Below are 23,851 nucleotides of genomic sequence, written 5' to 3' on the forward strand. Positions count from 1 at the left end.
TCTCGCAGAGTGCCGCCGCGGCCCGTCACGGACGTCCCTCCGGGCGATTTCGCTCACGGATCCGTTCCGATAGCGGTCGGACCCCGCCGAGTACGGACGCGATTCGGAGGTGGGGCGGTCGGTAGCGAGACGAACGGGGGGCTGACCGGTTCGCGTGCGTACTCCCGGGCGGCGAGTTCTCGACGCTTCGGTATCCCCGGCGAGCGAATCCGGTGAGACGACGGGACACCGAGTCGGTCCGCGGTCTCGACGACTCTCCTCGGGACGAACGCCGACTTCTCACCCTCGTGCCCCACGCGGCCGTTTCGCCGGTGGGCGGTTCGGCGTTGATCCCGCGGGCGGTCGTCGCGGCCGAAACTCCGGGGGTGCCGCCGGGCGAGTCGGCCGTCCGTTCTCGTCGCGGGTTCGTCCGCCGCGGGAAGGGGCTTTCTCACGTCCGACTCGGGCACCTGAACGCCGCGTCGGGGAAACTCGTCCGCGGAGCGAACGACGCCGCCGCAGGCGCCCCTCGGGAACGAAATAAACCATTGAGTGCTATATCTAATCCCGGTCGATGCCGCCGTCGCGGCGTCTCGCCGGTCGTCGATTCCGCGCCGTCGTCCGGCAATTCTGTTGAGAGTCGCCACGTTCAAGCCCTACTGACGTGTCGGTTCGCACAATGACTCGGAGCGTCTGGCTCAAGGCCGACGACGCCGTCGGCGATTGGGAGACGAGGAAGCGACGAATCACCGCGGGCCTCGAAGCGGGGGTCGATTGGGTGCTCGTAGACGAGGAAGACGTCGAACGCGTCCGTTCGCTCGGCGACGTGAACGTGGCCGCCTTCCGGAACGACGGGGACGTGCGACTCGTCGACGACGTCGAGGAGGCGGAGGACGAAACGCCCGACCCGAACGAGAACGCCGACGCCTACTTCGTCGGCAAGGGCGGCGAGGGCGACGGCACCGTGGACCTCCCCTCCGACTTCTCCGGTTCCGCCGACCTCACGACGCTCCGCCGCGACGACGAGAGAGCCAACGGCGCGTACGTCCGCATCCTCTCGAAGGACTACGAGTCGTTCGCCGAGGAGGCGGCCCTGGACGCCGACCACACCATCGTCATCGGGGAGGACTGGACCATCATCCCCTTGGAGAACCTCATCGCCCGCATCGGCGACGAGACGGAACTCATCGCGGGCGTCACCTCCGCCGAGGAGGCGAAGACGGCGTTCGAGACGCTCGAATCCGGCTCCGACGGCGTCCTCTTGGACAGCGACGACCCCGACGAGATTCGCCGAACCGTCGAGATACGCGACGAGGCCGAACGCGAGTCGCTCGAACTCCGGTGGGCCGAGGTGACCGCCGTCGAACGGACCGGCATGGCCGACCGGGTCTGCGTCGACACGGGCAACCTGATGGAACACGACGAGGGGATGCTCGTCGGCAGCATGGGCCGGGGTCTCTTCTTCGTCCACGCCGAGACGGCCGAGTCGCCGTACGTCGCCTCCCGACCGTTCCGCGTCAACGCCGGCGCTGTCCACGCGTACGTCCGGACGCCCGACGGCGGGACGAAGTACCTCTCGGAGCTGAAAAGCGGCGACGAGGTGCAGGTGGTAGACCAGACCGGTCGGACGCGGGAGGCCATCGTCGGGCGCGTGAAGATAGAGAAGCGACCGATGTTCCGCGTCGAAGCAGACGTAGACGGCGACAGGGTGGAGACGCTCCTGCAGAACGCCGAGACTATCAAGGTCCACACGCGCGAGGGCCGCACGTCGGTCACGGACCTCGAAGCCGGCGACGAAATCCTCCTCTACTACGAACAGACCGCCCGCCACTTCGGCGAGGCGGTCGAAGAGAGCATCATCGAGAAGTAATCCGAGTTCCGCCCGTCGCTCCGTCTCTCTACTTCGTCTCGTCGCCGCGTTCCTCGACTTCGACGTTCTCGACGCCCTCGGGCCGACGCTTCAGTTCCGTCGCGCACCACGGGCAGAACGACATCTCCGCGTCGAGTTCGCCGCCGCAGTGCGGACACCGCGGGCCGGAGTCCGTCCGGTAACTGCGCGCGGCGACGTAGTAGGCGTCCACCGTGCTGAGAAACAGGAGCGCGAACACCGGCCCGGTCACCTCCGTAGGGAGAGCCGAGAGGTCCCACACCGACACCGTCGTCGGGTCGGCGAACGCGAACACGAGGCCCACGCCGACGGCGACGACGAGCGTGAACCACGCGACCGCTCTGCGCCACCGCCGGAGGTAGACGTGCCCCGCGCCGGCGATGCCGACGCTCGCACCGAGTACGCCCACGAGGGCGGCGACCATCGCTCGCCGACGCGTATCCGCCATGTCCTGCCCCGAAGCGGTCACGACGCTTAAGTGTCCGGATTTCTTTCGAGGTCGCCGACGAGTCGAGAAAGCGTCTCCAAGTCGTACTGGCCCGGTGCGGTGGCGTCCGCCGGTCTGACGGGCGCGTACCCGATTTTCGACCCGTAAACGGGCGCGACGGCGCGCGTGTGTCGCCCTGCCTCGCCCATCGCCATCGTCGCCACGGTGTCGCCCCACGTCGTCGCGGCGTCCGTCGCTTCGAGGAGTCGCAGGGCGTCGCGGTCGTCCGTCGCCGTCACCGCGACTTTCCCCACGTCGCCGAGCGTCGCCGCCCGGTGGAGTTTCCGGCGGAGTTCGGAGGCGGCGGGCGTCCCCTCGAAGTCGTGAACGGAGGCCACGACGGACGCGCCCGACTCCCGAACCCGGTCGGCCGCCGCCGCGCCCCGCGGGGTGAGGAGGCTGTCGAGTTCGATATCGACGGCCGCCACCACGTCCCGTTCGGCCGCCCGTTCGAGTGCCGCCAACCGGTCGTCCTCGCCGTCGTCGCACTCGCCGCCCTCCCACGACGCGCGGTTCGTCGCGATGAGCGGAACGCCTCCGTCGTAGGCGTCGAGGGCGGACTCGGGGTCCGAATCCGCGAGGTCCATCCGAAACTCCACCGCATCGGCGTGTTCGTCGACCAGGGGGTCCGCGGCGTCCGAGAGGTCGGCGGTGGCCGCCGCCAACACGAACGAGTCGAACGAGAGGTGCATACTCGAAGGCCGGAGTGCGGCGACTAAACGCTTACCCGGCGCGCGAAATCGGCCGGAACCCGTCGGGGGAGAGGTCAAATCGCCTCGGTTCGGCGGGGAGAGCGGAGCGGTCGCTTGCGAGCGTCGATAAAACCGAAAACCGCGGCGAACGGCGCAGTTCAGGCGAGGCCGAGGCTCTCCTCGGCTTCGAGGAGTTCGTGGTAGCGGTTGCGGATGGTGACCTCGGAGATGTCCGCGACGTCGCTGACGGCGGCCTGCGTCGTCTTCTCGTTCGTGAGGAGGGCGGCGGCGTAGACGGCGGCGGCCGCGAGGCCGACCGGCGACTTGCCCGAGTGGACGCCCTTCTCCTTGGCGTTCTTCAGCAGTTGGCGCGCGCGCATCTTCGACTCGTCGGAGAGTCCGAGTTCCGACGCGAAGCGCGGGACGTACTGCTCTGGGTCCGCTGGCTTGACCTCCAGCGACAGTTCGCGGGCGATGTAGCGGTACGTCCGGGCGACTTCGCTCTTCTCGACACGCGAGACGTCCGTGATCTCGTCGAGCGAACGCGGGACGCCGGCCATCCGCGCGGCGGCGTACGTACAGGAGGTGGCGACGCCCTCGATGGAGCGTCCCGGCAGTAGGTCGTCGTCGAGTGCGCGGCGGTAGATGACCGAGGCCGTCTCGCGGACGTTCTCCGGCAGACCGAGCGCCGAGGCCATGCGGTCTATCTCGCCGAGGGCCTGCTTCAGATTGCGCTCCTTGGAGTCGCGGGTGCGAAACCGCTCGTTCCACTTGCGGAGACGCTGCATCTTCTGGCGCTGGTTCGACGACAGCGAGTTGCCGTACGCGTCCTTGTCGCGCCAGTCGATGTTGGTCGAGAGACCCTTGTCATGCATCGTGTTCGTCGTCGGCGCGCCGACGCGGGACTTGCTGTCCTTCTCCTGGGCGTCGAAGGCGCGCCACTCGGGGCCGCGGTCCACGGAGTCCTCGGTGATGACGAGGCCGCAGTCGTCACAGACCGTCTCCCCGTGTTCGTCGTCGGTGATGACGTTGCCGCCGCACTCCGGGCACGTCAGTTCCTCGTCGGTCGTCTCCGACTCCGTCTCGGATTCGTCCGCCGGTCGCCCCCACTTCTCTCCCGCGGAGTCGGCGTTCCGTTTCTCGCCGGTCCGCTCTTTCGGTTCCTCTCTCGTTCTCGCAGTTCTGCGAGTGAAGGTGCTCTTCTCGCTCATTGGTACAGCGACGAATGCCCCGGTGCGGAAACACGGCTGAGAAAGCCCGAGGCGGTCCGTACCCCAAAGAGCGAGTAAGACCACATAAGCAGTTCGGAATTTTCTTCGAATTCGTACGATAGGCCTCGATTTCCGACGTTTGTGAACGGGTGTCGTTCATGTTTATATACTGTTGACTTCGCGTAACTCCTTTGCGCTCACACGTTCGAGAGGGGGTATGGAGGGTGACCCGGAGGGCGCACGCGGGGCCGAGGGGGCACCGCGCGTCGTATCGCTGGCACCGAGTTCGACGGCGACGCTCGCGGCGATGGGCGCGGACGACATCGTCGTCGGCGTTACGACGCACTGCGAGTTGGACCGGCCGGTCGTCGGCGGGTGGTTGAACCCCGACTACGACCGCATCGCCGAGTTAGACCCCGACCTCGTCTGCACCAGCGACGGCTTGCAGGCGGACGTCCGCGACGAACTCCTCGACCGGGGCTTCGACGTCTGCCACGTCGAACCCGACGGGTTAGCGGCCGTCGTAGACTCCTTCGAGACGCTGGGTCGCGCCGTCGGGCGACCGGAGGCGGGGGCCGAACTCGCCGCGGAGGCGCGGAACCGACTCGCGGCGGTCCGAGAGTCGGTCGCCGACGAACCGGGCGACGGTCCTCGCCCGGTCGTCTACTGCGAGGAGTGGTCCGACCCGCCGATGGCCGCGGGCAACTGGGTCCCCGAGGCGGTGGCGGCCGCCGGCGGACGCTACCCGTTCGTCCCGCCCGGCGAACGCTCCAGAGAGGTGTCTCGCTCCGCGGTCGAAGTCGAAGACCCCGACCACGTCGTGTTGCACGTCTGCGGCCACGGCGACCGGGTGGACCCCGAGTCGTTCCGCGCCCGCGGGTGGAACGTCGACGCCGACGTTCACGTCGTAGACGACGACCTGTTGAACCAGCCGAGTCCCCGCCTCGTCGAGGGTATCGAGACGCTCTCGTCTCTCCTTCACGGCGGCGAGTGAGTCGCCGAAAGCGACACGCACATCCCCGCCGACGCGGAACCGGCGGGCATGCGAGTCGCAGTCGGCAGCGGAAATCCGGTGAAGCGTGACGCGACGGAACGCGCCTTCGACGAGGCGACCGTGGCGTCCGAGTCCGTGCCCTCGGGCGTCTCGGAGCAACCGACGGGGCACGCGGAGACGCGCACCGGCGCGGAGAACCGCGCCGTCGCCGCCCTCGACGCGGGCGCGTACGACTTCGGCGTCGGCATCGAGGGGGGTGTGGCCTCCTTCGAGGGGTCCGACGACCTGTTCTTGGTGATGTGGGCCGCCGTCACCGACGGCGAGACGACGGGGTACGGCGCGGGGCCGAGCCTGCGCCTCCCCGACCGAATCGCGGACAGGGTGCGGGCCGGCGAGGAACTCGGGCCGGTGATGGACGACGTTCTCGGGACCGAAGACGTGGCAAAGAAGCAGGGCGCGGCCGGCGCGTTCACCGGCGGCCGGATGTCCCGGACGGACGCGCTCGAATCGGCGGTGACGGCGGCCCTCGCGCCGTTCGTGAGCGAGTTGTATCGGTAGTTGGCCGTAAGAACATCCGCGCGCCGAAGGCGTGCGGTTCACCGACGAAGCCGTCTTCGACGGCTGAGTCGGCCTTTTTGGTCCAGATTTTTGCGGTGAGGGTGCGCGAAGCGCACCCGAAGCAGAAAAAGGTGGGTATCAGTCGTCGAGTTTCGCCGCTCCCTCGGGGGCGTCTTTCACGTCGCGCGTCTCCTCGACGGCGGTCGTCAGGGAGACGTTCAGGCCGATCATCGAGGCGTACCCGCCGATGATGGTGATGACGTTCTTCAGCGCGTGGTCGAGCACCGCCGCGCCGATGGCGATGGAGGGGCCCACGTCGGTCAGGCCCATGACCAGCAGGGTGAACGCGCCTTCGTAGAGGCCGACGCCGCCGGGCGAGAGGGGGAGCACCTTCGCGAGGTTGCCGACGCTGACGGCGAAGAAGCCGACGGCGAGGAGTTCGACGACTCCGAGTCCGGGGTCGAACGCCGCGAGGATGACGACCGCCGTGATGACGTCCAGCGTCCAGATGACGACGCTCGACGCGCCGACGCGGGCGAACCCGCGTCGCGTCCCGGCGACGGTCTGCAAGTCGCCCGCGAACCGTTCGACGACGCCCGCGACGTACTCCGCGTAGGAGTCGGAACTCGCCCGGCGGACGAGACTCCCCGCGAAGTTGCTGTCCGACCGGGCGGTGAGGGCGATGACGGCGACGGCGACGACGGCGGCCAGACCGACGAGTGTCGCGACGACGACGGCGACCAGCCCGGCCTCCTCCGCGCCGACGAGCGTCGCCGCCAGTTCGGCGGTCTCTCCGGTCACGGTGTAGCCCACGAGGACGACGCCCGCCATGCCGGCTATCGTGAGGAGGTCGAAGACGCGTTCGGCCGCGAGGGAGGCGAACCCCGTCGGGTAGGGGATGCCACGCCGCGCCTTCACCACGTACGCGCGGATGAGGTCGCCCGCGCGCGCGGGGAACACGAGGTTCCCGGTCTGACTGATGAACACCGCGCCGGTGAGAAAGCTCGCCTTCTCCCGGTAGCCCAACTCTTCGAGGATGTCGCGGTAGCGGACGCCGCGGACGGGCCACGAGAGGATGTAGATGACGGTGGCGACGGCGACGAAGGTCATGTCGGCCTGCCTGACCTCCGAGAGGACGGCCCCGAAGTCGATGTACTGCGTCATGAGAAGCATCGCGGCGACGGTCAGGACCGCGCCGGCGACTAACGCGACTCTGCGCGTGATGCGCGGGCGAACCGACAGCTGCCACCACGCCCGAAGTATCTGGCTCCCCATGCCGAACACGTCGCGGACGAGGTCCACCTTCGTGTCGCTCTGCGGCGTCCAATCGACGGCGAACTCGCCGACCTCGAACCCCTCGCGTTGGGCGCGGACGAGCATCTCCGTGTCCCAGAACCAGTGTTCGTCCTCCACACCGTCGCGGAGCGTCTCGAACACCTCCCGGGAGAACGCCTTGAAGCCGCACTGGTGGTCCCGGAGGTCGGACTGGAGGAAGAGGCGCACGAGGACGTTGTACGCGCGACTCGGCACGCCGCGCTTGGCGGGCCGGTCGGCGACGTTCTCCGGCATCCACCGCGACCCGGTGGCGACGTCGCAGTCGCCCGAGCGCACGCGTTCGACCAGTTCTTCGAGGTGTCGCATGTCCGTCGCGAGGTCGGTGTCGAAGTAGACGAGAACGTCGCCCGCGGCCGCCTCGAACGCGTGTTCGAGTGCGCCGCCGCGCCCCAACCGTTCGTCGCTGTGGAAGTGGCGGACGCGCGGGTCGGCGGCGGCCATCTCTTCGGCCAGTTCGGGCGTTCGGTCCGAACAGCCGTCTTCGGCGACGATGACCTCGAAGGCGTCGTCGGGGAGGAACGAAGAGAGCGCCGAGAGCGTCGTCTCGACGGTCCGTTCGATAGTGTTCTCTTCGTTGTACGCGGGAAGGACGACGCTCACTTCGACGGCGCGTGAAGCGTCGACCGCGTTGCTTGCGGTCGGACGACCCATTGTATTCCTCGTGGGCGGCCCGCAGGTATGAATTTTCTGTCTTCGTATTTGGCCGTCAAACGCACCCTGAGCGCCTGATAGTCTAGATTATGGTACTGTTAGACGACTGTACCTGCAACGGACTGTCGCCCCAGCGGGCGGGGGGGTCGGGGGGAGAAAACCGCACGACGACGGCGTGTTAAGCGCTCGTACCAAACCCCTCATACCCCATTGTCGCCTTTCGTGTAGTATGAGCACCACCGCCTCCGCCGCGACGACCGACCTCAGCGAGAAACAGCGTCGCATCCTCAACTACCTCGAATCGAACGCGCCCGACCAGATGTACTTCAAGTCCCGTCTCATCGCGGAGGATCTCGGTCTCTCGGCGAAGGAAGTCGGGGCCAACATGCGAGCGCTCCTGTCGGACGAGTACGACGTGACCGTCGAGAAGTGGGGCTACTCCTCGGGCACGACGTGGAAAGTGACCGTCTAAGCCCACGTTAACTGACCGTACCACCGCGACAGGACGACGAGACGCGGACGCACCGCCGACGTTCGGCGGCGTCGTCGCTCTCGGTGACGCTCGTTTTTCGAGAAGGTATCGCCGACAGCGACGCCGCAACCGCGACGACGCTTACGGGTCGAAGCGGATGAACCGCGAGGCGTCGTCGGCGAACGCGGCGGCGTCGGGCCCGAACGAGTCCGCGTAGCGGATCAACAGCGTGATGACCGTCTCCGGGCGGCGCACGGCGTAGCCGTCCTCTCGCGAGAGCAGTCCCGCCTCGTCGAGCTCCCGCGCGTACGTGCTCACCGTCGCACGCGACACGTCGAGTCGGCCCGCGAGGTCGGACCCGGTCGCCTCCGGGTCACGGAGCAGTTCGACGAGCATCCCGCGCGGCGTCGAACGGCGCAGGTAGCCGAGCGACACCTGCTCGAACTCTTCGAACCGGTCCGTCGGGAAGAACCGCTTGTAGTCACCGTCGCGGCGCGACTCCACGACGCCCTCCTCCAGGAGGTGCCGGAGGTGGTACTGCGTCTCCCCCGTCCCCAGTTTCAGGTCGTCGCGTATCTTCGAGAAGTGCGCCCCCGGCGTCGCGGCCACGTACCCCACGATCGCGTCGCGCGCGTCGCTTCCGGTTTCGCCGGATTCGGTCTCGCTCTCGTCGTCTCCGAACCCCACGAGCGGCGTTGCGGCCCCGAGCGCGGCGAATCGCCGCAGCGTGGCCCGTTTTTCCTCGTCTACCCCGTTGTCTGCCATCGGTACTACCTCAAATACGGGAGGTCGAGTGCAAAAGCGCTTCGCTCCATTTTGTAGTGAGGCGTTAATACGTACGATTCCGAGACTTTCTTTCCTATTCGACCTCTCGTTCGACCTCCGCGTCCTCGTCGGAGGGGGGGCCGTCCGCCGACGTTCCCCCGGCGGCGGCCGCGCCGCCGGCACCGTCGTCTACGACCTCGTCGGAGTCGCGGATGTTCGCTTTGTCCTCCGTGTCCGCCTCCGTGATTATCTCGTCGGCGCTCTTGATGTCGGGGTCGGCCCCCTCCTTGATGGCCTGCGCCTCCTGTTCGAGCTCTTCGACGTCCATCTCGGCGGCTTCGTCTATCTGGCCGAGAATCTCCTCAATGTCGTCTAGGCCGATGAGCTCCCGCGTCTCGGCGTCGAAGTCGAGGCTGTCGAGGCCGGCCTGTTCCTGCACGTCGCTGTTGGAGAGCTGGCGGCCGTAGCGGCCGAGGAGCGAAGTGAGCTCCTGCGGGAGGACGAACGTCGTGGACTCGCCCTGCCCGATGGTTTCGAGCGTCTCCATGCCCTTCTCGATGATGGCGCGTTCGCCCATCGACTCGGCGGACTTCGCGCGGAGGACCGTCGAGATGGCGTCACCCTGCGCTTCGAGGATCTGGCTCTGCTTTTCACCCTGCGCGCGGATGATGTTCGACTGCTTCTCACCCTCGGCCGTCTCGACGGCGGAGCGACGTTCACCCTGCGCTTCGAGGATCATCGCGCGGCGGCGGCGTTCCGCGGAGGTCTGTTGCTCCATCGCCTGCTGGACGTCCTGGGAGGGGTTGACCTCGCGGACTTCGACGCTCTCGACGCGGACGCCCCACTCGTCCGTGGGTTCGTCGAGTTCCTTGCGGATGCGCGCGTTTATCTCCTGTCGCTTGTTCAGCGTGTCGTCGAGCTCCATGTCGCCCAGCACGGCGCGGAGCGTCGTCTGCGCGAGGTTCGACACGGCCTTCTTGTAGTCGTCGACTTCGAGGAACGCCTTCTTCGCGTCCATCACCTTAATGTAGACGACGGCGTCGGCGGTGACCGGCGAGTTGTCCCGCGTGATGGCCTCCTGCCGGGGGACGTCGAGCGTCTGCGTCCGCATGTCGAAGGCGTACGTCCGCGAGACGAACGGCGGGATGAAGTTGATACCCGGTTCGAGCAGCTTCCGGTACTCGCCGAACACGGTCAGCGCCTTCTTCTCGTAGGCGTCGACGATCTCCACCATCTGGTAGACGGTGACGACCGCGAGAAGGAGGACTAACAGTCCGACGGCGAACGATCCGAAACCGAGGCCGAGTTGGAGTGCTACGGGGTCCACTACCATACCCGGGGGTTGGTGAGTTGTGCGGATAAGTGTTAGCCCGAGACAATGACGAGCGAACCGAGCGACGCGACCGAATCCGCCGACGGGCCGGCCGGGTCGGGTCGTTCGGCCGCGTTCAGGTGCGTTCGGTCTCCGACTCGACGCCTGCGTCGCGTTCGGTGCGGGCGCGCCCCCGCGCGAGTTCGCGGTCTATCTCGTCCTGCGGCGCCTCGAGCGATTCGACCGTCACCACGTTGCCCCCGCCGGGGTCGACGATGATGACCTCCGTCCCCTCGGCCATCTCTCCGCTCACGGACCGCGCGGCGTAGTAGGGGTTGAAGCCGCCGCCGTCGAGCAGCTTTATCTCGCCGCCCGTCGGCGTCACGCGTTCGGTCACGCGACCGGTCTTCCCGCGGAGCGACGTGGAGTCCGACGTTCGGCCCGTCCCCTTCCCGCCGTAGATGTCCAGTTCGCGGTAGCCGTACAGCGCCAACGCGCCGAAGACGAGGACGAGGAGGCCGAGGACGATGGGTCCGGCGAACGGAATGACGAGTCCCACGAGTCCGGCCGCGAGGAGGGCGATGCCGAGGACGATGAAGTGCGCGCCCGGCGCGAGGGCCTCGGCGAGGGTGAGTCCGAGTCCGGCCGTGACGAGGAGAAGCGGCAACGCCTCCGGCCCGATGGAGAGCTGCAACGGCGAGAGCGACGACCCGAGCATAGCGGACCTATGGAACGCTCCCGATTAAGGATTGTCACGCCATCGCCGAATTTCATCCGGCGGCGCGGCCGACCCATCCGTCAGAGTTCGGTCGCTTCCGCGGAGATGGCGGTGTCTCTCGTGAACTTCACGCCCGGAACGTCCTCGCCCGACCGGACGAGGAGCGTCCCGCTCTCGGCGTCGGCGGGGACGGAGAACACCGTCCACACCTCCCGCGACTCGCCCGGCGCGAACAGGCCCGCCGACGGGAACCCGGTGCTGTTCCGGAGCGGTTGGTAACCGTACCGGTCGCCCGCCACCTCCAGCGCCAACTGCGCTTGGGACAGCTGCTCCGGCGACTCCGAGAGACTCGTCACGTTCATCCGGACGACGACGAACGTCTCGTTCTCCGGCGCGTCGTACGTCGTCCCGTTTATCGTGACACTGTCGGTCGTCTCGGCGTTCCAGCGGACGTCGAGGGCGGCGTTCGCGCCGGCGGTCGAGACGGCGGACACCGCCGTGTCCCCCCCGCCGCTGCCCATCCCGGGGACGGTGAGCGCTCCCGTGGCCGACCCGGCGACGACCAACAGCACCACCGCGACGACGACGGGGAGGAGCGTCCGCGGCGACACCGGAAGCGCGTCGAATCGCCCGCCGCCGCCGCCGTCTCCCTCGCCGTCCGGGGGCGGCCCGTCGGCGTTCGAGTCGTCGGTTCCGTCGCTGTAGCCGCCGAGTCTGCTCCGGATCCGCGCCTGCAACTCGGCCGGGTCGAACGGCAGGTCGAAGGGGAGCGTCTCGGGGACGGGGAGTCCGAGCGCCCTGAGTTTCGCGAGAATCGGGTCCAACGGACCGCCGCCGGTGTACTTCCGGAGGACGTGGTGGAAGCCGCCCTCCTCGACGGTCCCTTCGAGCGTGGTCCGATCGAGGAGGTGGATACCCTTCGCGTCGGCTATCTTCCGCGCCTCGTCGGCGTACGCGCCTTGGGTGGCGACGACGGCCACGTCCACGCCCTTCTTCCCGCAGAGCGTCACGAACCGGCGGAGGTGCTGACCGGAGACGTGCGACTCGGTCGTCGGGAAGACGAACAGGACGCCCCGCCTGCCGTCGCCGCGTTCGCCGATGATGAAGTACGTCCCGTTCGCTCGCTCCTGCACCGTCGTCTCCCACCCGCGTTCGCCCCAGAGGTCGCCGAGGAACGACACGAAGTCCTCCGGTTCCAACTCGGGAATCACCGCCCGTCACCTCCGCTCCGCGGCGGGGCGTGCGGTGTCGTCTCGGCGGGGTCGGTTCGACGCGTCGGGGTGGTAGGTGCGGGCTGAAACACGGTCATCAGTTCTCCCTCCGTCGGGCGAGGAGGAGTGCCGCCGCGAGAAGCGCGGTGAGGGTCACGGGTATCGGAAGCGGGATGCTCGACTTCGACGCCTCCGAGGGGTCCAACGGCGTCTCCGTCAGAATCGGGTACCGCGTCGTCGTCGGTTCCGGCGTCGGCGTCGCCGTCGGTTCCGGCGTCGGCGTCGCGGTCTCCGTCGGCGCCGCGGGGAACTCGACGTACGCGGTGTCGTTCACCGCGGAGCCGTTTCGGAGGTACGCAGTGTCGTTCCCGGCGTCGTACGCCTCGTCGCCGTCCGGTCGGCGACGAGTTCGGCGCGTATCGTCTGAGAGTCGTACAGGGGCATCGAAAGCGACGCCGAGACGTTCTCGTGGCGGCCCGGTTCGAGGTAGTTCGACCGCCCCACGGCGGTTCCCCCCTCGTCTACGAGTCTGACGAACCCGCCCTCGGGGACTTCGGCGCGCGCGACGGTCAGTTCGGGGTCGTCGCCGGGGTCCTGGTCGTCGATGGTGACGCTCGGGTCGGGGGCGACTATCGCCACCTCCTGCATCGTCTCCAAGTAGTGGTCGCGCACCCACATCGTCGCGTTCGCGCCGCGGGAGACGTCACCGAGGTCGAACGACGCCCTGAACCGCCCGTCTCCGTCCACCGTCATCGGGCGAATCTGGAGGAAGGCGTTCGGGTCGGGCGACCGGATCCGAACTTCGAGCGTCGTGTTCGGCGCGCGGTTCGTCCGCCCGGAGACGACGTACGTGTCGTTCTCCCACGGGAGGTGGACGTGGTCCGTCTCGGGGGAGAGACTCACCGTCTGACGGACCAACCGGACGGGCGTCGCTGCCACCACCGTCTCCTCGTCCACCAGCGAGTTCCCCTCGGTCAGGGTCAGACGGGCCTCGTATCGGTTCCGCTCGGACTGCCGCGAGAGGGAGACGTTCGAGGTGTCCCAGACGACGTACACGTGGTCGCTCCCGAAGGCCGGGTAGACGGTCACGTTCGCTTCTTTCGCTCCGTCGGTCGTTCCGTGCGCGAGGTAGGTGGTGGGGTCGCGGTTCGGGCCGGGGGCCGTCTGCGTGAAGGTCAGTTTCACGCCGTTGGCCGCCTCACCGCCGCTCAGGTCGCTGGCGTTGAGCGCCGTCTCCAATCCGCTCTCTTCGATTTTCACCACCGCGTAGTCGCCCTTGGCGACGGTTCCCCTCGCGGACGCCACGCCGGTGAGGGGGCCGACGTTGGCGTTCCCGTCGTTGCCCGCGTTCACGGAGTTCGGGTCGAACTCGCCGGGGGCGACGAACGTCTGAGCGCTCATCCCTCCGCGCGGTTCGACCGTCAGTGTCGCGATGTCACGTTCGACGCCGGCCACGTCGACGCGCACGAGGTAATCGCCGGGTTCGAGCGGTTCGTCGAGGCCTCCGCTCGGTCCGACCAACGTGGCGTCGCCGCCCGTGACGTACGTGTCGGGGTCGGCGCTCGTCGTCGCGTACGTGTCGATGGAAACCTCGTCGGTACCGGACCCGCCGAGGTGAATTCGGAGGTGATAGCCGTAGTCCGGGCCGCCGATGGTCACGTTCGCGGGGCCGGAGTGACTGACGGTGAACGTCACTCTATCGCCGCGAGTGACCGTCACGTTGCCACCCGGAAACGAACCGGAGGCGTCGGCAACGTTTCGAGACTGCGTCTCACTGCCCGCAGAACCGTGTTCTGCGACGTCACCAGAACGCAAAGCGTTCTGGTTGGCGGACGAGACGCTCTGCGTCTCGTCAACGTCGAACGCGACGGCGTCGTTCGAACCGGGGGCTGTCGTGAGGGCGTCTGCTGGGACGGGAACCGCGGCGACGACGAGTATCGTCGCCACCACCGTCGCGAGTATGTGTGTGCGTCTCATCGGAATGCCCGGCGCGGGACGTTACGCACCTCTACCCGGCATCACCCATAAAAGACTACGGTCGGGTACTCAGAATTGATAATCCAACGGCCCGGATTCGGCCGCTTCGACGCCCTCGGGTCCCGTGTCGGCCGTCCGCGCCTCAGAGCGGCGAGACGGCGGTCAGGACGAGGGCGACGGTGCCGAGTGCGCCGAGGACGACGAACAGGACGTTCTCGGGCGACGGCCGCCCGGGTTCGAGCGGTTCGAGTTCGGGCGTCTCCGCGTCGTCGTCCTCGGACCAGAACAGGCCGGCGGTCCCCTCGGTGGGCGTCGCCCCCTCCTCGGCCGTCCGCGCGGCCTCGTCCTCGTCGGACTGCGCCCGGTTCGAGGGAGTCCGCCCCTCGCGGGCGGATTCAGTGTCGTCGGGTCGGTCCATCGTCGGACGGTAGGAGACGGGTCGGGAAATGCCTACCGACACGGAGGGGCGGTCGATCCGCGCGCGGGTCGGCGTCCGTCAGCGCCGCCCCTTCCCGTGTTCGATGACGTTCCCCTCGTAGACGACGCCGCGTTCCGCGTGAAGCGTCACTTCGGTGCCCGGGGTGACGCTCTCGGGGATGGGCGCGCCCGATATCATCGGGATGTCGATCTCGCGGGCGACGAGTGCGGGGTAGCCCGTCATGCCTGGCCGGGCGTCCACGATTCCGGCGAGTTTCTTCGCGTCGCCCTCGAACTCGCCGTCGAAGTCCGCGGGCAGGGCGAGAATCGCGCCCTCCGGCAGGTCCGTCAGGTCGCCGCCGGGGGCGAACGCGAGGGGGCCGGCGACGCGCCCGCCGACGACGTTGCGCCCGGTGGCGATGGCCTCCGCGGCGACGTGGACCTTCAGCATGTTCGTCGTGTTCGTCCCCTCCAGTTCGGTCATCATCCCCGAGAGGACGACGATGGTGTCGCCCGAGGAGGCGACGTCCGTGTCGAGTGCGGCTTCGACGGCGTCGTCCATCATCTCGTCGATGCCGTCGCGGTACGCGGAGTACGTCGGGATGATCCCCCACGAGAGCGCGAGTTGGCGGCGCACGCGGTCGTTCGGCGTCGTGGCAACGACGGGAACGGCGGGGCGGAACTTCGCCGTCTTCCGCGCGGTGTACCCCGACTCGGAGGCGGCGACTATCGCGCTGGCCTCGATGTCGCGGGCGAGGTAGCGCGCGGACCGAGCGAGCGCTTCCGTCCGCGAGTTGTCCTCGGCGGTCGGGATGTGCCCCTCCGTCGTCTCGTCGTACTCGGGGCTCGCCTCCACCTGTCGCACGATGCTGTCCATCGTCTCGACGACGCGGACGGGGTTGTCGCCGATGGCCGTCTCGCCCGAGAGCATCACCGCGTCCGTCCCGTCGAGGACGGCGTTGGCCACGTCGGACGCCTCCGCGCGGGTGGGCCGCCGCGCGTGGACCATCGAGTCGAGCATCTCCGTCGCCGTGATGACGGGCGTCCCCGTCGCGTGGCACTTGCGGATAATGCGCTTTTGGATGATGGGCACGTCCTCCAGCGGCATCTCGACGCCCAAGTCGCCGCGCGCGACCATCACGCCGTACGACGCATCGATAATCTCGTCTAAGTTCTCGACGGCCCCCGCGCGCTCTATCTTGGCGACGACGGGGATGTCCGCGCCGAGGTTCTCCAGTTCGTCGCTGATGGTGTAGACGTCGTTGGCGGTGCGGACGAACGACGCGGCGACGAAGTCGGCCTCCTTCTCGGCGGCGACTTCCAACTCGCGGCGGTCGCTCTCGGTGATGAGGTCGATGTCGAGGCTCACGCCGGGGACGTTCACGCCCTTGCGTCCGCTGAGTTGGCCGCCGGAGTCGATGCGGGCGATAACGGCGGCGTCTTCGACCCGTTCGACCGTCGCCTCGATGCGGCCGTCGTCGAGGAGAATCGTGTCGCCCGCCTCCGCGGCGGCGATGGAGTACGACAGCCCGACTTCCTCGGGCGTCGCGTCGTCGCCTTCGACGAACCGTACCTCCGATCCCGTTTCGAGGTGGATGGGTTCGTCGAGGGGGGCGGTCCGAACCTCCGGCCCCTGTAGGTCCACCATCGCCGCCAACGGCGCTTCCGTCGTCTCGTCCACCGCGCGGATGCGGTCTATGACCTCCGCGCGGTGTTCGGGCGTCCCGTGACTGGCGTTCAAGCGCCCGACGCTCATCCCGGCGTCGGCGAGTGACCGAATCGTCGCTCGGTCGTCTGACGCTGGTCCCAGCGTACAGACGATTTTCGCGTTTCTCATGCGTCAAGTTACTCCCGATCGGATAAAAAAGCCCGACGATGACGTCCGTCCGTGCCGAAAAACCACGCACACACGAACCGTGCCGCCCCGCATCCGGACGAACGGCGGTTCGCCGTCCGCCGCGGCCTACTCGCCTTCCGTGATACTGTTCGGCACCCAGTCGGGGCGCTCCCCCCTGAACCGGGCCTTCCACTCGCCATACCGGTCGCCCTCCGCGAGTGAGGCGCAGATATCCTCCAGAACCGCGCGCTCTACGACGTACGCGCCGTCGGTGTGGCCGGTGAAGCGCACGTCGTAGGTGTCGTCGCCTTGGTCGTGCACCGCGACGTGTTCGATTCCCTCCCGCACGCCCCGGCTACTGTCCGCGACGAAGTAGAAGTGAGCGACCGCCAATCGCTCCGAGAGGCGAACGGGCGGCCCCCGTTCCAGTTTGACATCCTCGCTCGTGAGACCGAAGAACATGGCCGGTCTCTCGCCTAGGGTGGCAAAACCGTTTCGTGTCCTCACGAGACGTGTGAGCTGGTTGAACTGACTCCCCGGGAGATAGGTGCGCCACCAGCCTTTCGGTTCTCTCGCCCCTTGAACCGACTATGCAGGAAGTGACCGAACGACTCGTCGGAAAGACCGTGATCGGCCCGAACGACGAACCCATCGGCCGAATCACCGGCATCGAGGGGAACGAGGCGATAATGAAGACGGACGCCCCCTCGGTCGCCGACCGGGAGGAGGCGGTTTCGGAGGGGTCGGGCGAACTCGCGTTGACGGCCGAGCAGATAGTCGCGGTCACCGACGACGAGGTGCAGGTGTCGATGGAGGAGTAGACGCGGCGCGACGCGCCGCGGGACGGACTCGTTATTCCGGCTATCTGACCTTCGTTCCGGGGACGGCGTCGCCGTGGGTGGTCAACAGGTCGGCCTGTTCGCCCGCGGCGAGGACCATCCCGTTGGACTCGACGCCGAACAGCTCCGCCTTCTCTAAGTTCGCCACGACGACTACCTTCGTGCCGGGCAGTTCCTCTAAATCGTGGAGCTGCTTGATGCCGGCGACGATCTGACGCTCCTCAACGCCGATGTCGACGGTCAACTTGGCGAGCTTGTCCGCGCCCTCGATGCCCTCGGCGTCGAGAATCTCGCCGACGCGGAGGTCGAGCTCTTGGAACCCCTCGAAGTCGATGCGGTCGTCCAGTACGGGTTCGAATTCGTCGCTCACAGTCGAATCACTCTCGTCGTCGTCGTCAGTTTCGGTTTCCGCCTCGTCCTCGCTCTCCTCGACGCGGGACCGGAGCTTCTCGTTGAGTTCTTCGACGCGTTCCTCGGGAATCTTCTCGAACAGCTCCGAGGGTTCGCCGAACGACTCGGCGGGCGCTTCGAGTGCGGCGTCGGTTCCGACGCCGTGAACGTCGCTCCCCTCGTTCAGGTCGGCCCACAGGGCCTCCGCCTTGTCCGGCGCGACGGGTTCGAAGAGGACGGCGACGGCCTTCGCCACCTGCACGCAGTCGCGGATGACCTGCGCCTTCTGCGGGTCGTCGTCGTCGAGCTTCCACGGTTCGTTCCGCTGGATGTACTCGTTGCCGAACTGCGCGACTCTGACGGCGGCGTTGCCCGCCTCGCGGACGGAGTAGTCGTTGACGCCCGCCTCGAACTCCTCTATCGCCCGTTCGATTCGGTCGCGCACCTCGTCGGAGAGGGGAGCGTCCGGCGCACCCTCGAACTCGCGGTAGGCGAACAGCATCGACCGGTACGCGAAGTTGCCGACGGTGCCGACGAGTTCGTTGTTCACGCGTTCGCGGAAGCGGTCCCACGAGAAGTCCACGTCCTGTTGGAACCCGCCGTTCGTGGCGAGGTAGTAGCGCAACAGATCGGGGTGGAAGCCCTCGTCGAGGTACTCGTCGGCCCAGACGGCGCGGTTCCGCGACGTGGAGAACCCCTTGCCGTTGAGCGTGATGAACCCCGACGCCATGACGGCGCGGGGTTCGACGAACCCGGCGGCGCGGAGCATCGCCGGCCAGAAGACGGTGTGGTGCTGGATGATGTCGCGGCCGATGATGTGGGTTATCTCCCCCTCCTCGCGCCACGCCGCCTCCCAGTCGAACTCGTCGCGTCCGACGCGGTCCGTGTACTGCTTCGTCGAGGAGATGTACTCGATGGGCGCGTCCACCCATACGTACAGGACGAGGTCCTGCGGGTTGTCGCCGGGGTAGTCGATGCCCCAGTCCATGTCGCGGGTGATACACCAGTCCTGCAGTTCGCCCTCTATCCACTCTCGGGGCTGGTTCTGCGCGTTCGGCGTCCCTTCGAGTCTGTCGATGAACTCCTGCAGGTACTCCTGCAGTTCGGACACCTCGAAGAACTTGTGCGTGCGTTCGCGGTACTCGGCGGGGTTGCCCGTCAGCGCCGAGGTGGGATCTTCTATCTCGCCGGGTTCGAGGTGCCGGCCGCACCCCTCGTCGCACTCGTCGCCGCGGGCGTGTTCGCCGCAGTACGGGCAGGTGCCCTCGACGAACCGGTCCGGAAGCCACTGGTCGGCCTCGGGGTCGTAGGCGACCTGGATCTCCTTCTCGTAGACGTACCCCTCGTCTTCGAGCGTTCGGACGATGTCCGTCGTCAGTTCGGTGTTCGTCTCGTCGTGGGTGTGGCCGTAGTTGTCGAACTCGACGCCGAACTCGGGGAACGTCTCCTCGTACTTCTCGTGGTGGCGGAGGGCGAACTCCTCGGGCGTGACGCCCTCCTTCTCGGCGTTGACGGCGACGGGCGTGCCGTGCATGTCCGACCCGCTGACGAAGGCCGTCTCCTGACCGAGTTTCCGGAGGGCGCGGCTGAAGATGTCGCCGCCGACGTACGTTCGTAAGTGTCCGATGTGCAGGTCGCCGTTCGCGTACGGCAACCCGCACGTCACCACCGCTGGCGTGTCCGTGGGAAAGTCCTCGTGGCTCATGTATCGTGTGTGGTTCGGGGGCGGGACCAAAATCCCGCTGGTTTCGGAAGCGTCTCTCGGCGGAAAACCGCGCGCCCGAGGTTCGCCGGGCCCGGCCGCCGGCCGCGTTACCGACCGCCGACCGCGCCTCGGGTCCACCCGGCGCTAGAAGGAAGTGCGCATACGCATCGGGCCGGTGCGGACGAGCGTCACGGGTGTCGATAGTCGCGCGCCGAAGAAAAGTAACTCGGGTCCGTCGAACGCGCCGCGCCGATTCAGGCGTTCGCCAACCGCGAGGACGACGGAATCTCCTCGTCGTAGTCGCGGCATATCTGCGCCGCGCGTTCCTCGACGGCGTTCTTCGAGGGGAGCGACTCCTCGCCGCGAACCTCGCCCGAGATCCACCCGACGACGTCTTCGACGGCACCGCCGCCGGCGATGCTCTCGACTTCCTTCAGCACCTGCCGGTACTCCGCTTCCGTCCCCTCGTCGTAGTTCTGTGCGCCGACGGTGTTCCGGACCGCTTCGTCGATCTGTCGCATACCGGTCTCTACGTCCATGTGTGGTGACACGAATCGAGGCAGGATAAATCCGCTCGCCGTTCGGCGCTTCGTCCGAACCGGAACGAAGATCCTCTCCGAAACGTTACACTCTCGATTCGGACCCTCTCGCGAGGGAGACGCGTCCGTCACCGCCGGGGCGACGGATGGAAAAAATTCGTCGGGCCGGGGCTCAATCGTACTTGCAGTGTCCAACTCGCTGTCCCGGTTTCTCGGGGTTCTCCTCGTCCTGGTCGTGGGCGTCGCCGCCGGGATCACCCTCGTCCTTGTCGTGGCCCACGGCCTGCCCGTTCTCGTTCCCCGGTTGTTCCTCGCGGTTGCCGAACTTGTTGCAGTCGTGGGTCTTACACCCCGTGAGAGCGGTTCCGCTCGCTCCCGCGACGGCACCGGTTGCGATGGCGATTCGGATGAACGCTCGACTGCTTCGTTCCATGGTAGTGCATGGCACTGTCGGTTGGTTACCACATAGTTATTCCCGCCGACATTTTGAACGTGTTCGGCGCGGACCGGTCGCGAGACGGCACTTACTCGGAGAGTTGGGACTCCTCGGGGGAGGGACAGCTTCGGGAGTCGTCGCGGCGCGCACCTCGGTTCCGCGCTACAGCAATCCGAACGCGACGACGGCTTCGACGCCGACGAGGGTGATGACGAGACGGCCGACGCTCCCGACGAACGTCGCCGCCGCGAACTTCAGGTAGTCCTCTTCGAGGACCGAGAACGCGTAGATGGAGAGCGTGTCGGGGAACCCCGGCACGCAGAGGGCCGCCGCGAGGCCGGCGTACCCCCACGTCTGCGCGAGTTTGACCGTCTTTCGCTCGGACCACTCCACCACGTCGAACCGCGAACGACGGAGCGCGCGGATGATCGGGCCGGCCTCCTTGGCCTCCTGCCCGATGTGGAACGCAAAGACGCTCCCCGCGGCCTTGCCGACTCCGCTGACGACGATGATGACGGTCATCCGCTGCCAGTAGGTGAGTCCGAGGTCTATCGGCGCGAGGAGGACGACTTCGCTCACGCCGGGGAGGGCGAAGGCGATGAGAAACGAGTAGACGAAGATGACGAAGAGGCCGAACAGTCCGGTCGCGCGCCGGACCGTGTCGGAGAAGCCGAACTCCGGGAAGAGGCTCGCGCCGACCGCCGCCGGGTCCACTGCGTGTCCGACGGGGACCGCGCCCTGAGCGAACACCTCGATAGCGGCGGCGAGAGACACTTTGCTCATTCCTCCCAAACGAGAGGTTGTAAGTCTTGAGATTCCGACTCCGGTGACGGGCCGTCCCGTCGGCCGACCGACCCGGAACGGACTCCGATCAGGGGGCCGACGAGCGGCGTTCGTCGAAGTCGTCGAGGTCCGCGAGGAAGGCGGCGAGCATCTCGCGGGTGACGTGCGGCATGCAGACCACGCGGAGTTCCCCCGACTCGGTGCGCGAGATTCGCCACTCCGCCTCGCGGAGACGCTCGAAGAGCGATTCCGGAACGGAGGCGGCGACGATGGGGAGTTCGACGTCCGCCACGTCGAATCCGCGTTCGCGGAGTTCCGACGCGAACCACGCCGCCAGTTCCGCGGCCCGTTCGTACTCGCGGCGGTAGCCGTCCGGCCAGAGGGCGTCCATCGCGGCGGCGGCGGCGGCGACGCCCGCACCGCTTCGCGTGCCCGTCAGCGTCGCCTGCGACGTGGATTCGAGGTACGGCGTATCGACCGCCAAGGCGTCGAGTCCGGCGCGTTCGCGGAACAGGAGTCCGCCCGCCGGGACGGCGGCCTGCCCGCACTTGTGGGGGTCGATGGTCATCGAGTCCACCGGCGCGTCGGCGAACCCCCACTCGCGGTCGGCGAAGGGGAGGTAGAACCCGCCCCACGCGGCGTCCACGTGGAGGAACGCGCCCGCCTCGCGGGCGACGGCGGCGAGTTCGGGGACGGGGTCCACGCGTCCGAACTCCGTGCTCCCGGCGACGGCGACGACGAGAACGGTGTCGTCGTCCGCGGCGGCCCGCGCGGCGTCCACGTCCGCGCGGTGGGCCTCGTCCGTCGGGACGCGGCGGAGTTCGACGCCGAGGACGTCCGCGGCCTTGGTGAACGAGAAGTGCGCGCTCTCGGGGGCGACGACGTTCGGGTTCTCGACGCGGCGACGGTTGCGCGCCGACCGGACGGCTTGGATGTTCGCCTCCGTGCCGCCGCTGGTCACGTAGCCGTTGGGGTCCGACAGGCCCGTAATCTCGCCGAGCGTCTCGACCGCCCGGTGTTCGAGTCGGGCGACCGTCCGGTACGTCGCGGGGTCGCCCGGGTTCGAGGCGAGAAACCGCTCCGCGGCGTCCCGCGCCGCCGGATGCGGTTCCGTGCACATGGACGACAGGACGCGAGTGAACTCCTGCGGGGCGGCCCGCTGCATGGAACCTCCTACCCCGCGGCGGCGTTTATCAATTCCGTTGTCTGTCGGGTGCGATGTCGCGTCCGCGCGGCGGCGTCCGCCCGAAACCACCCCGGTGCATATGCGGACGGCGACGAATCGGGATGCATGGAACGCGTCTCCTTCGACGACGCGGAATCAGTCCCTCTCGGCGACGAGAGCGAAGGACGCCGCCTCTCGGACGCGTTGGGGACGACCGGCTTCGCCCTCAACCGCTACCGACTCGCGCCCGGCGAGGGGTTCCCCGGCGGACTGCACGCGCACGCCGACCAAGAGGAGGTGTTCGTCGTCGTGGCGGGGACGGCGACGTTCGAGACGATGGCCGGCGAACTCGCCGTCGACGCCGGCGAGGCGGTGCGGTTCGCGCCCGGCGAGTTCCAGTCGGGGCGGAACGACTCCGACGGCGTTCTCGTGGCGTTCGCGATTGGTGCGCCCCGGGAGAGTACCGACGTTCGGATTCCGGTCGCCTGTCCCGACTGCGGACGCGACGACGTGCGCGCCGAAACCGACGGCGGGGAACCGAAACTCGTCTGCCCGGACTGCGGCGCCGAACGCGTTCCGCCGGGATGTCCGGACTGCGGCGGCGACGAGTTGCGAGCGACGCTGACGGACGGGAACCGGCCGGTGACCGTCTGCCCCGACTGCGGCGCGGAGTTCGAAGAACCGCCGTTCCGGAAGTGACGGCCGCCGGGGGCCCTCCCTCGTTCTCTCACACCGCGCCGACGACGGAGAGGTAGGAGACGACGGCCAATGTGGCGTTGTACGCGCCGTGGACGGCCACCGGGACGACGAGGTTGTCGGTCACCTCGTACGCGCCGCCGAGAACCAGCGAGACGACGAAGATGGCCCCCAACGGCACGAGGAGTCCGACCGGCCGGTCGAACGAGACGAAGTTGAACACGTGGACGGCGGCGAAGAGGGCGCTGGCGACGCCGACGCTGGCGGCCGGTCCGAACGTCCGCCGGAGGCGGCCCTGCACGACGCCGCGGAAGAACGCCTCCTCGGCGGGCGCGACGACGAGTATCGAGAGGGGGGCCAGAAGGAGGAGCGCCGACGGGTCGGCCCCCGTCGCCGGGTCGAACGCGCTGGAGACGGGGCTGACGCCGGCGGCGTCGCCGACGGCGAAGATGACCGTCGCGGCGACGACGGTGACGACGGACCCCGCGAGGACGAGGGCGGCGTCGCGCCGCGTCGGGACGCGAACCGGGACGGGGAGTTCCCTGACGTGGGCGTACGTGATGGAGACGGCGAGGTACACCGCCTCCGTCGGAACCACCGCCGCGAGGAGGACGAGAGCGATGGACCGTTCCCCCGCGGGTTCGGCCGCGAGGACGGAGAGGACGACCACCGCTCCGGCCGCCGCCGCGACGACGAGCGTCACGACGAGAAGGACCGAGACGACGGTCAAGGCGACGACGGCGGACCGAACGCCGCGACGGGGCGACGAGGCGTGGGTGGAGGGCATGGACTAC

At 68.1% G+C, this 23,851-nt stretch carries 25 protein-coding genes; 6 read left to right on the forward strand and 19 right to left on the reverse strand.

Features of this window, described 5'->3' with window-relative positions:
• Positions 1-658: 658 nt before the first annotated feature.
• The gene (locus tag ACZ522_RS15130) at positions 659-1,849 is read left to right on the forward strand and encodes a 3-dehydroquinate synthase II (protein ID WP_379697848.1); all 1,191 of its coding nucleotides are present in this window, start codon (positions 659-661) and stop codon (positions 1,847-1,849) included.
• Between the two features lie 28 nt (positions 1,850-1,877).
• On the opposite strand, the gene ACZ522_RS15135 is transcribed toward ACZ522_RS15130, so the two are convergent.
• The 3 genes from ACZ522_RS15135 to ACZ522_RS15145 form a co-directional block, all read right to left on the reverse strand.
• The gene (locus tag ACZ522_RS15135) at positions 1,878-2,315 is read right to left on the reverse strand and encodes a DUF7575 domain-containing protein (RefSeq protein WP_379697846.1); all 438 of its coding nucleotides are present in this window, start codon (positions 2,313-2,315) and stop codon (positions 1,878-1,880) included.
• 26 nt (positions 2,316-2,341) lie between these two features.
• Positions 2,342-3,046 carry a type I 3-dehydroquinate dehydratase gene (locus ACZ522_RS15140; RefSeq protein WP_379697844.1) on the reverse strand — a complete coding sequence of 235 codons (705 nt, stop codon included), beginning with the start codon at positions 3,044-3,046 and terminating at the stop codon, positions 2,342-2,344.
• A gap of 158 nt (positions 3,047-3,204) precedes the next feature.
• On the reverse strand, positions 3,205-4,257 hold the full coding sequence (locus ACZ522_RS15145) for a transcription initiation factor IIB (RefSeq protein ID WP_379697842.1): 1,053 nt from the start codon (positions 4,255-4,257) through the stop codon (positions 3,205-3,207).
• Between the two features lie 217 nt (positions 4,258-4,474).
• Here ACZ522_RS15145 and ACZ522_RS15150 point away from each other — a divergent pair, with 217 nt between their 5' ends.
• Entirely contained in the window at positions 4,475-5,251 is a 777-nt protein-coding gene (locus tag ACZ522_RS15150; protein WP_379697839.1) for a helical backbone metal receptor, read from the forward strand.
• Between the two features lie 48 nt (positions 5,252-5,299).
• Entirely contained in the window at positions 5,300-5,809 is a 510-nt protein-coding gene (gene yjjX / locus ACZ522_RS15155; protein WP_379697836.1) for an inosine/xanthosine triphosphatase, read from the forward strand.
• Positions 5,810-5,947: 138 nt separating this feature from the next.
• Here the strand turns inward: yjjX and ACZ522_RS15160 are convergent, their stop codons facing one another.
• Positions 5,948-7,795 carry a flippase-like domain-containing protein gene (locus ACZ522_RS15160; protein ID WP_379697834.1) on the reverse strand — a complete coding sequence of 616 codons (1,848 nt, stop codon included), beginning with the start codon at positions 7,793-7,795 and terminating at the stop codon, positions 5,948-5,950.
• 229 nt (positions 7,796-8,024) lie between these two features.
• Between ACZ522_RS15160 and ACZ522_RS15165 the strand changes: the two genes are divergently transcribed.
• Positions 8,025-8,267 (forward strand): winged helix-turn-helix domain-containing protein, encoded by a 243-nt coding sequence (locus tag ACZ522_RS15165; RefSeq protein WP_379697831.1) that lies wholly within the window; start codon positions 8,025-8,027, stop codon positions 8,265-8,267.
• Between the two features lie 141 nt (positions 8,268-8,408).
• On the opposite strand, the gene ACZ522_RS15170 is transcribed toward ACZ522_RS15165, so the two are convergent.
• The 9 genes from ACZ522_RS15170 to ACZ522_RS15210 form a co-directional block, all read right to left on the reverse strand.
• Entirely contained in the window at positions 8,409-9,032 is a 624-nt protein-coding gene (locus ACZ522_RS15170) for a winged helix-turn-helix transcriptional regulator (RefSeq protein WP_379697828.1), read from the reverse strand.
• Between the two features lie 94 nt (positions 9,033-9,126).
• Positions 9,127-10,359, reverse strand: a complete 1,233-nt coding sequence (locus tag ACZ522_RS15175) for an SPFH domain-containing protein (protein WP_379699898.1) — start codon at positions 10,357-10,359, stop codon at positions 9,127-9,129.
• Between the two features lie 121 nt (positions 10,360-10,480).
• On the reverse strand, positions 10,481-11,062 hold the full coding sequence (locus ACZ522_RS15180; RefSeq protein WP_379697825.1) for an NfeD family protein: 582 nt from the start codon (positions 11,060-11,062) through the stop codon (positions 10,481-10,483).
• An 80-nt stretch (positions 11,063-11,142) separates the two neighbouring features.
• Entirely contained in the window at positions 11,143-12,273 is a 1,131-nt protein-coding gene (locus ACZ522_RS15185; RefSeq protein ID WP_379697822.1) for a restriction endonuclease, read from the reverse strand.
• A gap of 97 nt (positions 12,274-12,370) precedes the next feature.
• Complete coding sequence (locus ACZ522_RS15190) at positions 12,371-12,607, reverse strand: hypothetical protein (RefSeq protein ID WP_379697819.1); 237 nt, start codon at positions 12,605-12,607, stop codon at positions 12,371-12,373.
• The gene (locus ACZ522_RS15195) at positions 12,604-14,250 is read right to left on the reverse strand and encodes a BGTF surface domain-containing protein (RefSeq protein WP_379697816.1); all 1,647 of its coding nucleotides are present in this window, start codon (positions 14,248-14,250) and stop codon (positions 12,604-12,606) included. The genes ACZ522_RS15190 and ACZ522_RS15195 overlap by 4 nt, the downstream gene beginning before the upstream one ends.
• A gap of 142 nt (positions 14,251-14,392) precedes the next feature.
• The gene (locus ACZ522_RS15200; RefSeq protein WP_379697813.1) at positions 14,393-14,668 is read right to left on the reverse strand and encodes a DUF7312 domain-containing protein; all 276 of its coding nucleotides are present in this window, start codon (positions 14,666-14,668) and stop codon (positions 14,393-14,395) included.
• A 78-nt stretch (positions 14,669-14,746) separates the two neighbouring features.
• Positions 14,747-16,504: a pyruvate kinase gene (gene pyk, locus ACZ522_RS15205; RefSeq protein WP_379697810.1), complete on the reverse strand. Its 1,758-nt coding sequence runs from the start codon at positions 16,502-16,504 to the stop codon at positions 14,747-14,749.
• 126 nt (positions 16,505-16,630) lie between these two features.
• The gene (locus tag ACZ522_RS15210) at positions 16,631-16,966 is read right to left on the reverse strand and encodes a hypothetical protein (RefSeq protein ID WP_379697807.1); all 336 of its coding nucleotides are present in this window, start codon (positions 16,964-16,966) and stop codon (positions 16,631-16,633) included.
• Positions 16,967-17,094: 128 nt separating this feature from the next.
• Between ACZ522_RS15210 and ACZ522_RS15215 the strand changes: the two genes are divergently transcribed.
• Entirely contained in the window at positions 17,095-17,325 is a 231-nt protein-coding gene (locus tag ACZ522_RS15215) for a hypothetical protein (RefSeq protein WP_379697805.1), read from the forward strand.
• A gap of 40 nt (positions 17,326-17,365) precedes the next feature.
• Here ACZ522_RS15215 and metG read toward each other — a convergent pair whose 3' ends face one another.
• The 5 genes from metG to mfnA form a co-directional block, all read right to left on the reverse strand.
• On the reverse strand, positions 17,366-19,438 hold the full coding sequence (gene metG, locus ACZ522_RS15220; protein WP_379697801.1) for a methionine--tRNA ligase: 2,073 nt from the start codon (positions 19,436-19,438) through the stop codon (positions 17,366-17,368).
• Between the two features lie 254 nt (positions 19,439-19,692).
• Positions 19,693-19,977 (reverse strand): hypothetical protein, encoded by a 285-nt coding sequence (locus ACZ522_RS15225; RefSeq protein ID WP_379697798.1) that lies wholly within the window; start codon positions 19,975-19,977, stop codon positions 19,693-19,695.
• 172 nt (positions 19,978-20,149) lie between these two features.
• Complete coding sequence (locus ACZ522_RS15230; RefSeq protein ID WP_379697795.1) at positions 20,150-20,410, reverse strand: hypothetical protein; 261 nt, start codon at positions 20,408-20,410, stop codon at positions 20,150-20,152.
• Between the two features lie 165 nt (positions 20,411-20,575).
• Complete coding sequence (locus ACZ522_RS15235) at positions 20,576-21,196, reverse strand: YqaA family protein (RefSeq protein WP_379697792.1); 621 nt, start codon at positions 21,194-21,196, stop codon at positions 20,576-20,578.
• An 88-nt stretch (positions 21,197-21,284) separates the two neighbouring features.
• Complete coding sequence (gene mfnA, locus ACZ522_RS15240) at positions 21,285-22,361, reverse strand: tyrosine decarboxylase MfnA (protein ID WP_379697789.1); 1,077 nt, start codon at positions 22,359-22,361, stop codon at positions 21,285-21,287.
• A gap of 126 nt (positions 22,362-22,487) precedes the next feature.
• On the opposite strand from mfnA, the gene ACZ522_RS15245 reads away from it, so the two are divergent.
• The gene (locus ACZ522_RS15245; RefSeq protein WP_379697786.1) at positions 22,488-23,060 is read left to right on the forward strand and encodes a cupin domain-containing protein; all 573 of its coding nucleotides are present in this window, start codon (positions 22,488-22,490) and stop codon (positions 23,058-23,060) included.
• A 28-nt stretch (positions 23,061-23,088) separates the two neighbouring features.
• On the opposite strand, the gene ACZ522_RS15250 is transcribed toward ACZ522_RS15245, so the two are convergent.
• Complete coding sequence (locus tag ACZ522_RS15250; RefSeq protein WP_379697783.1) at positions 23,089-23,844, reverse strand: CPBP family intramembrane glutamic endopeptidase; 756 nt, start codon at positions 23,842-23,844, stop codon at positions 23,089-23,091.
• Between the last annotated feature and the right edge of the window lie 7 nt (positions 23,845-23,851).

This window comes from Halopelagius fulvigenes (genome assembly GCF_055398025.1).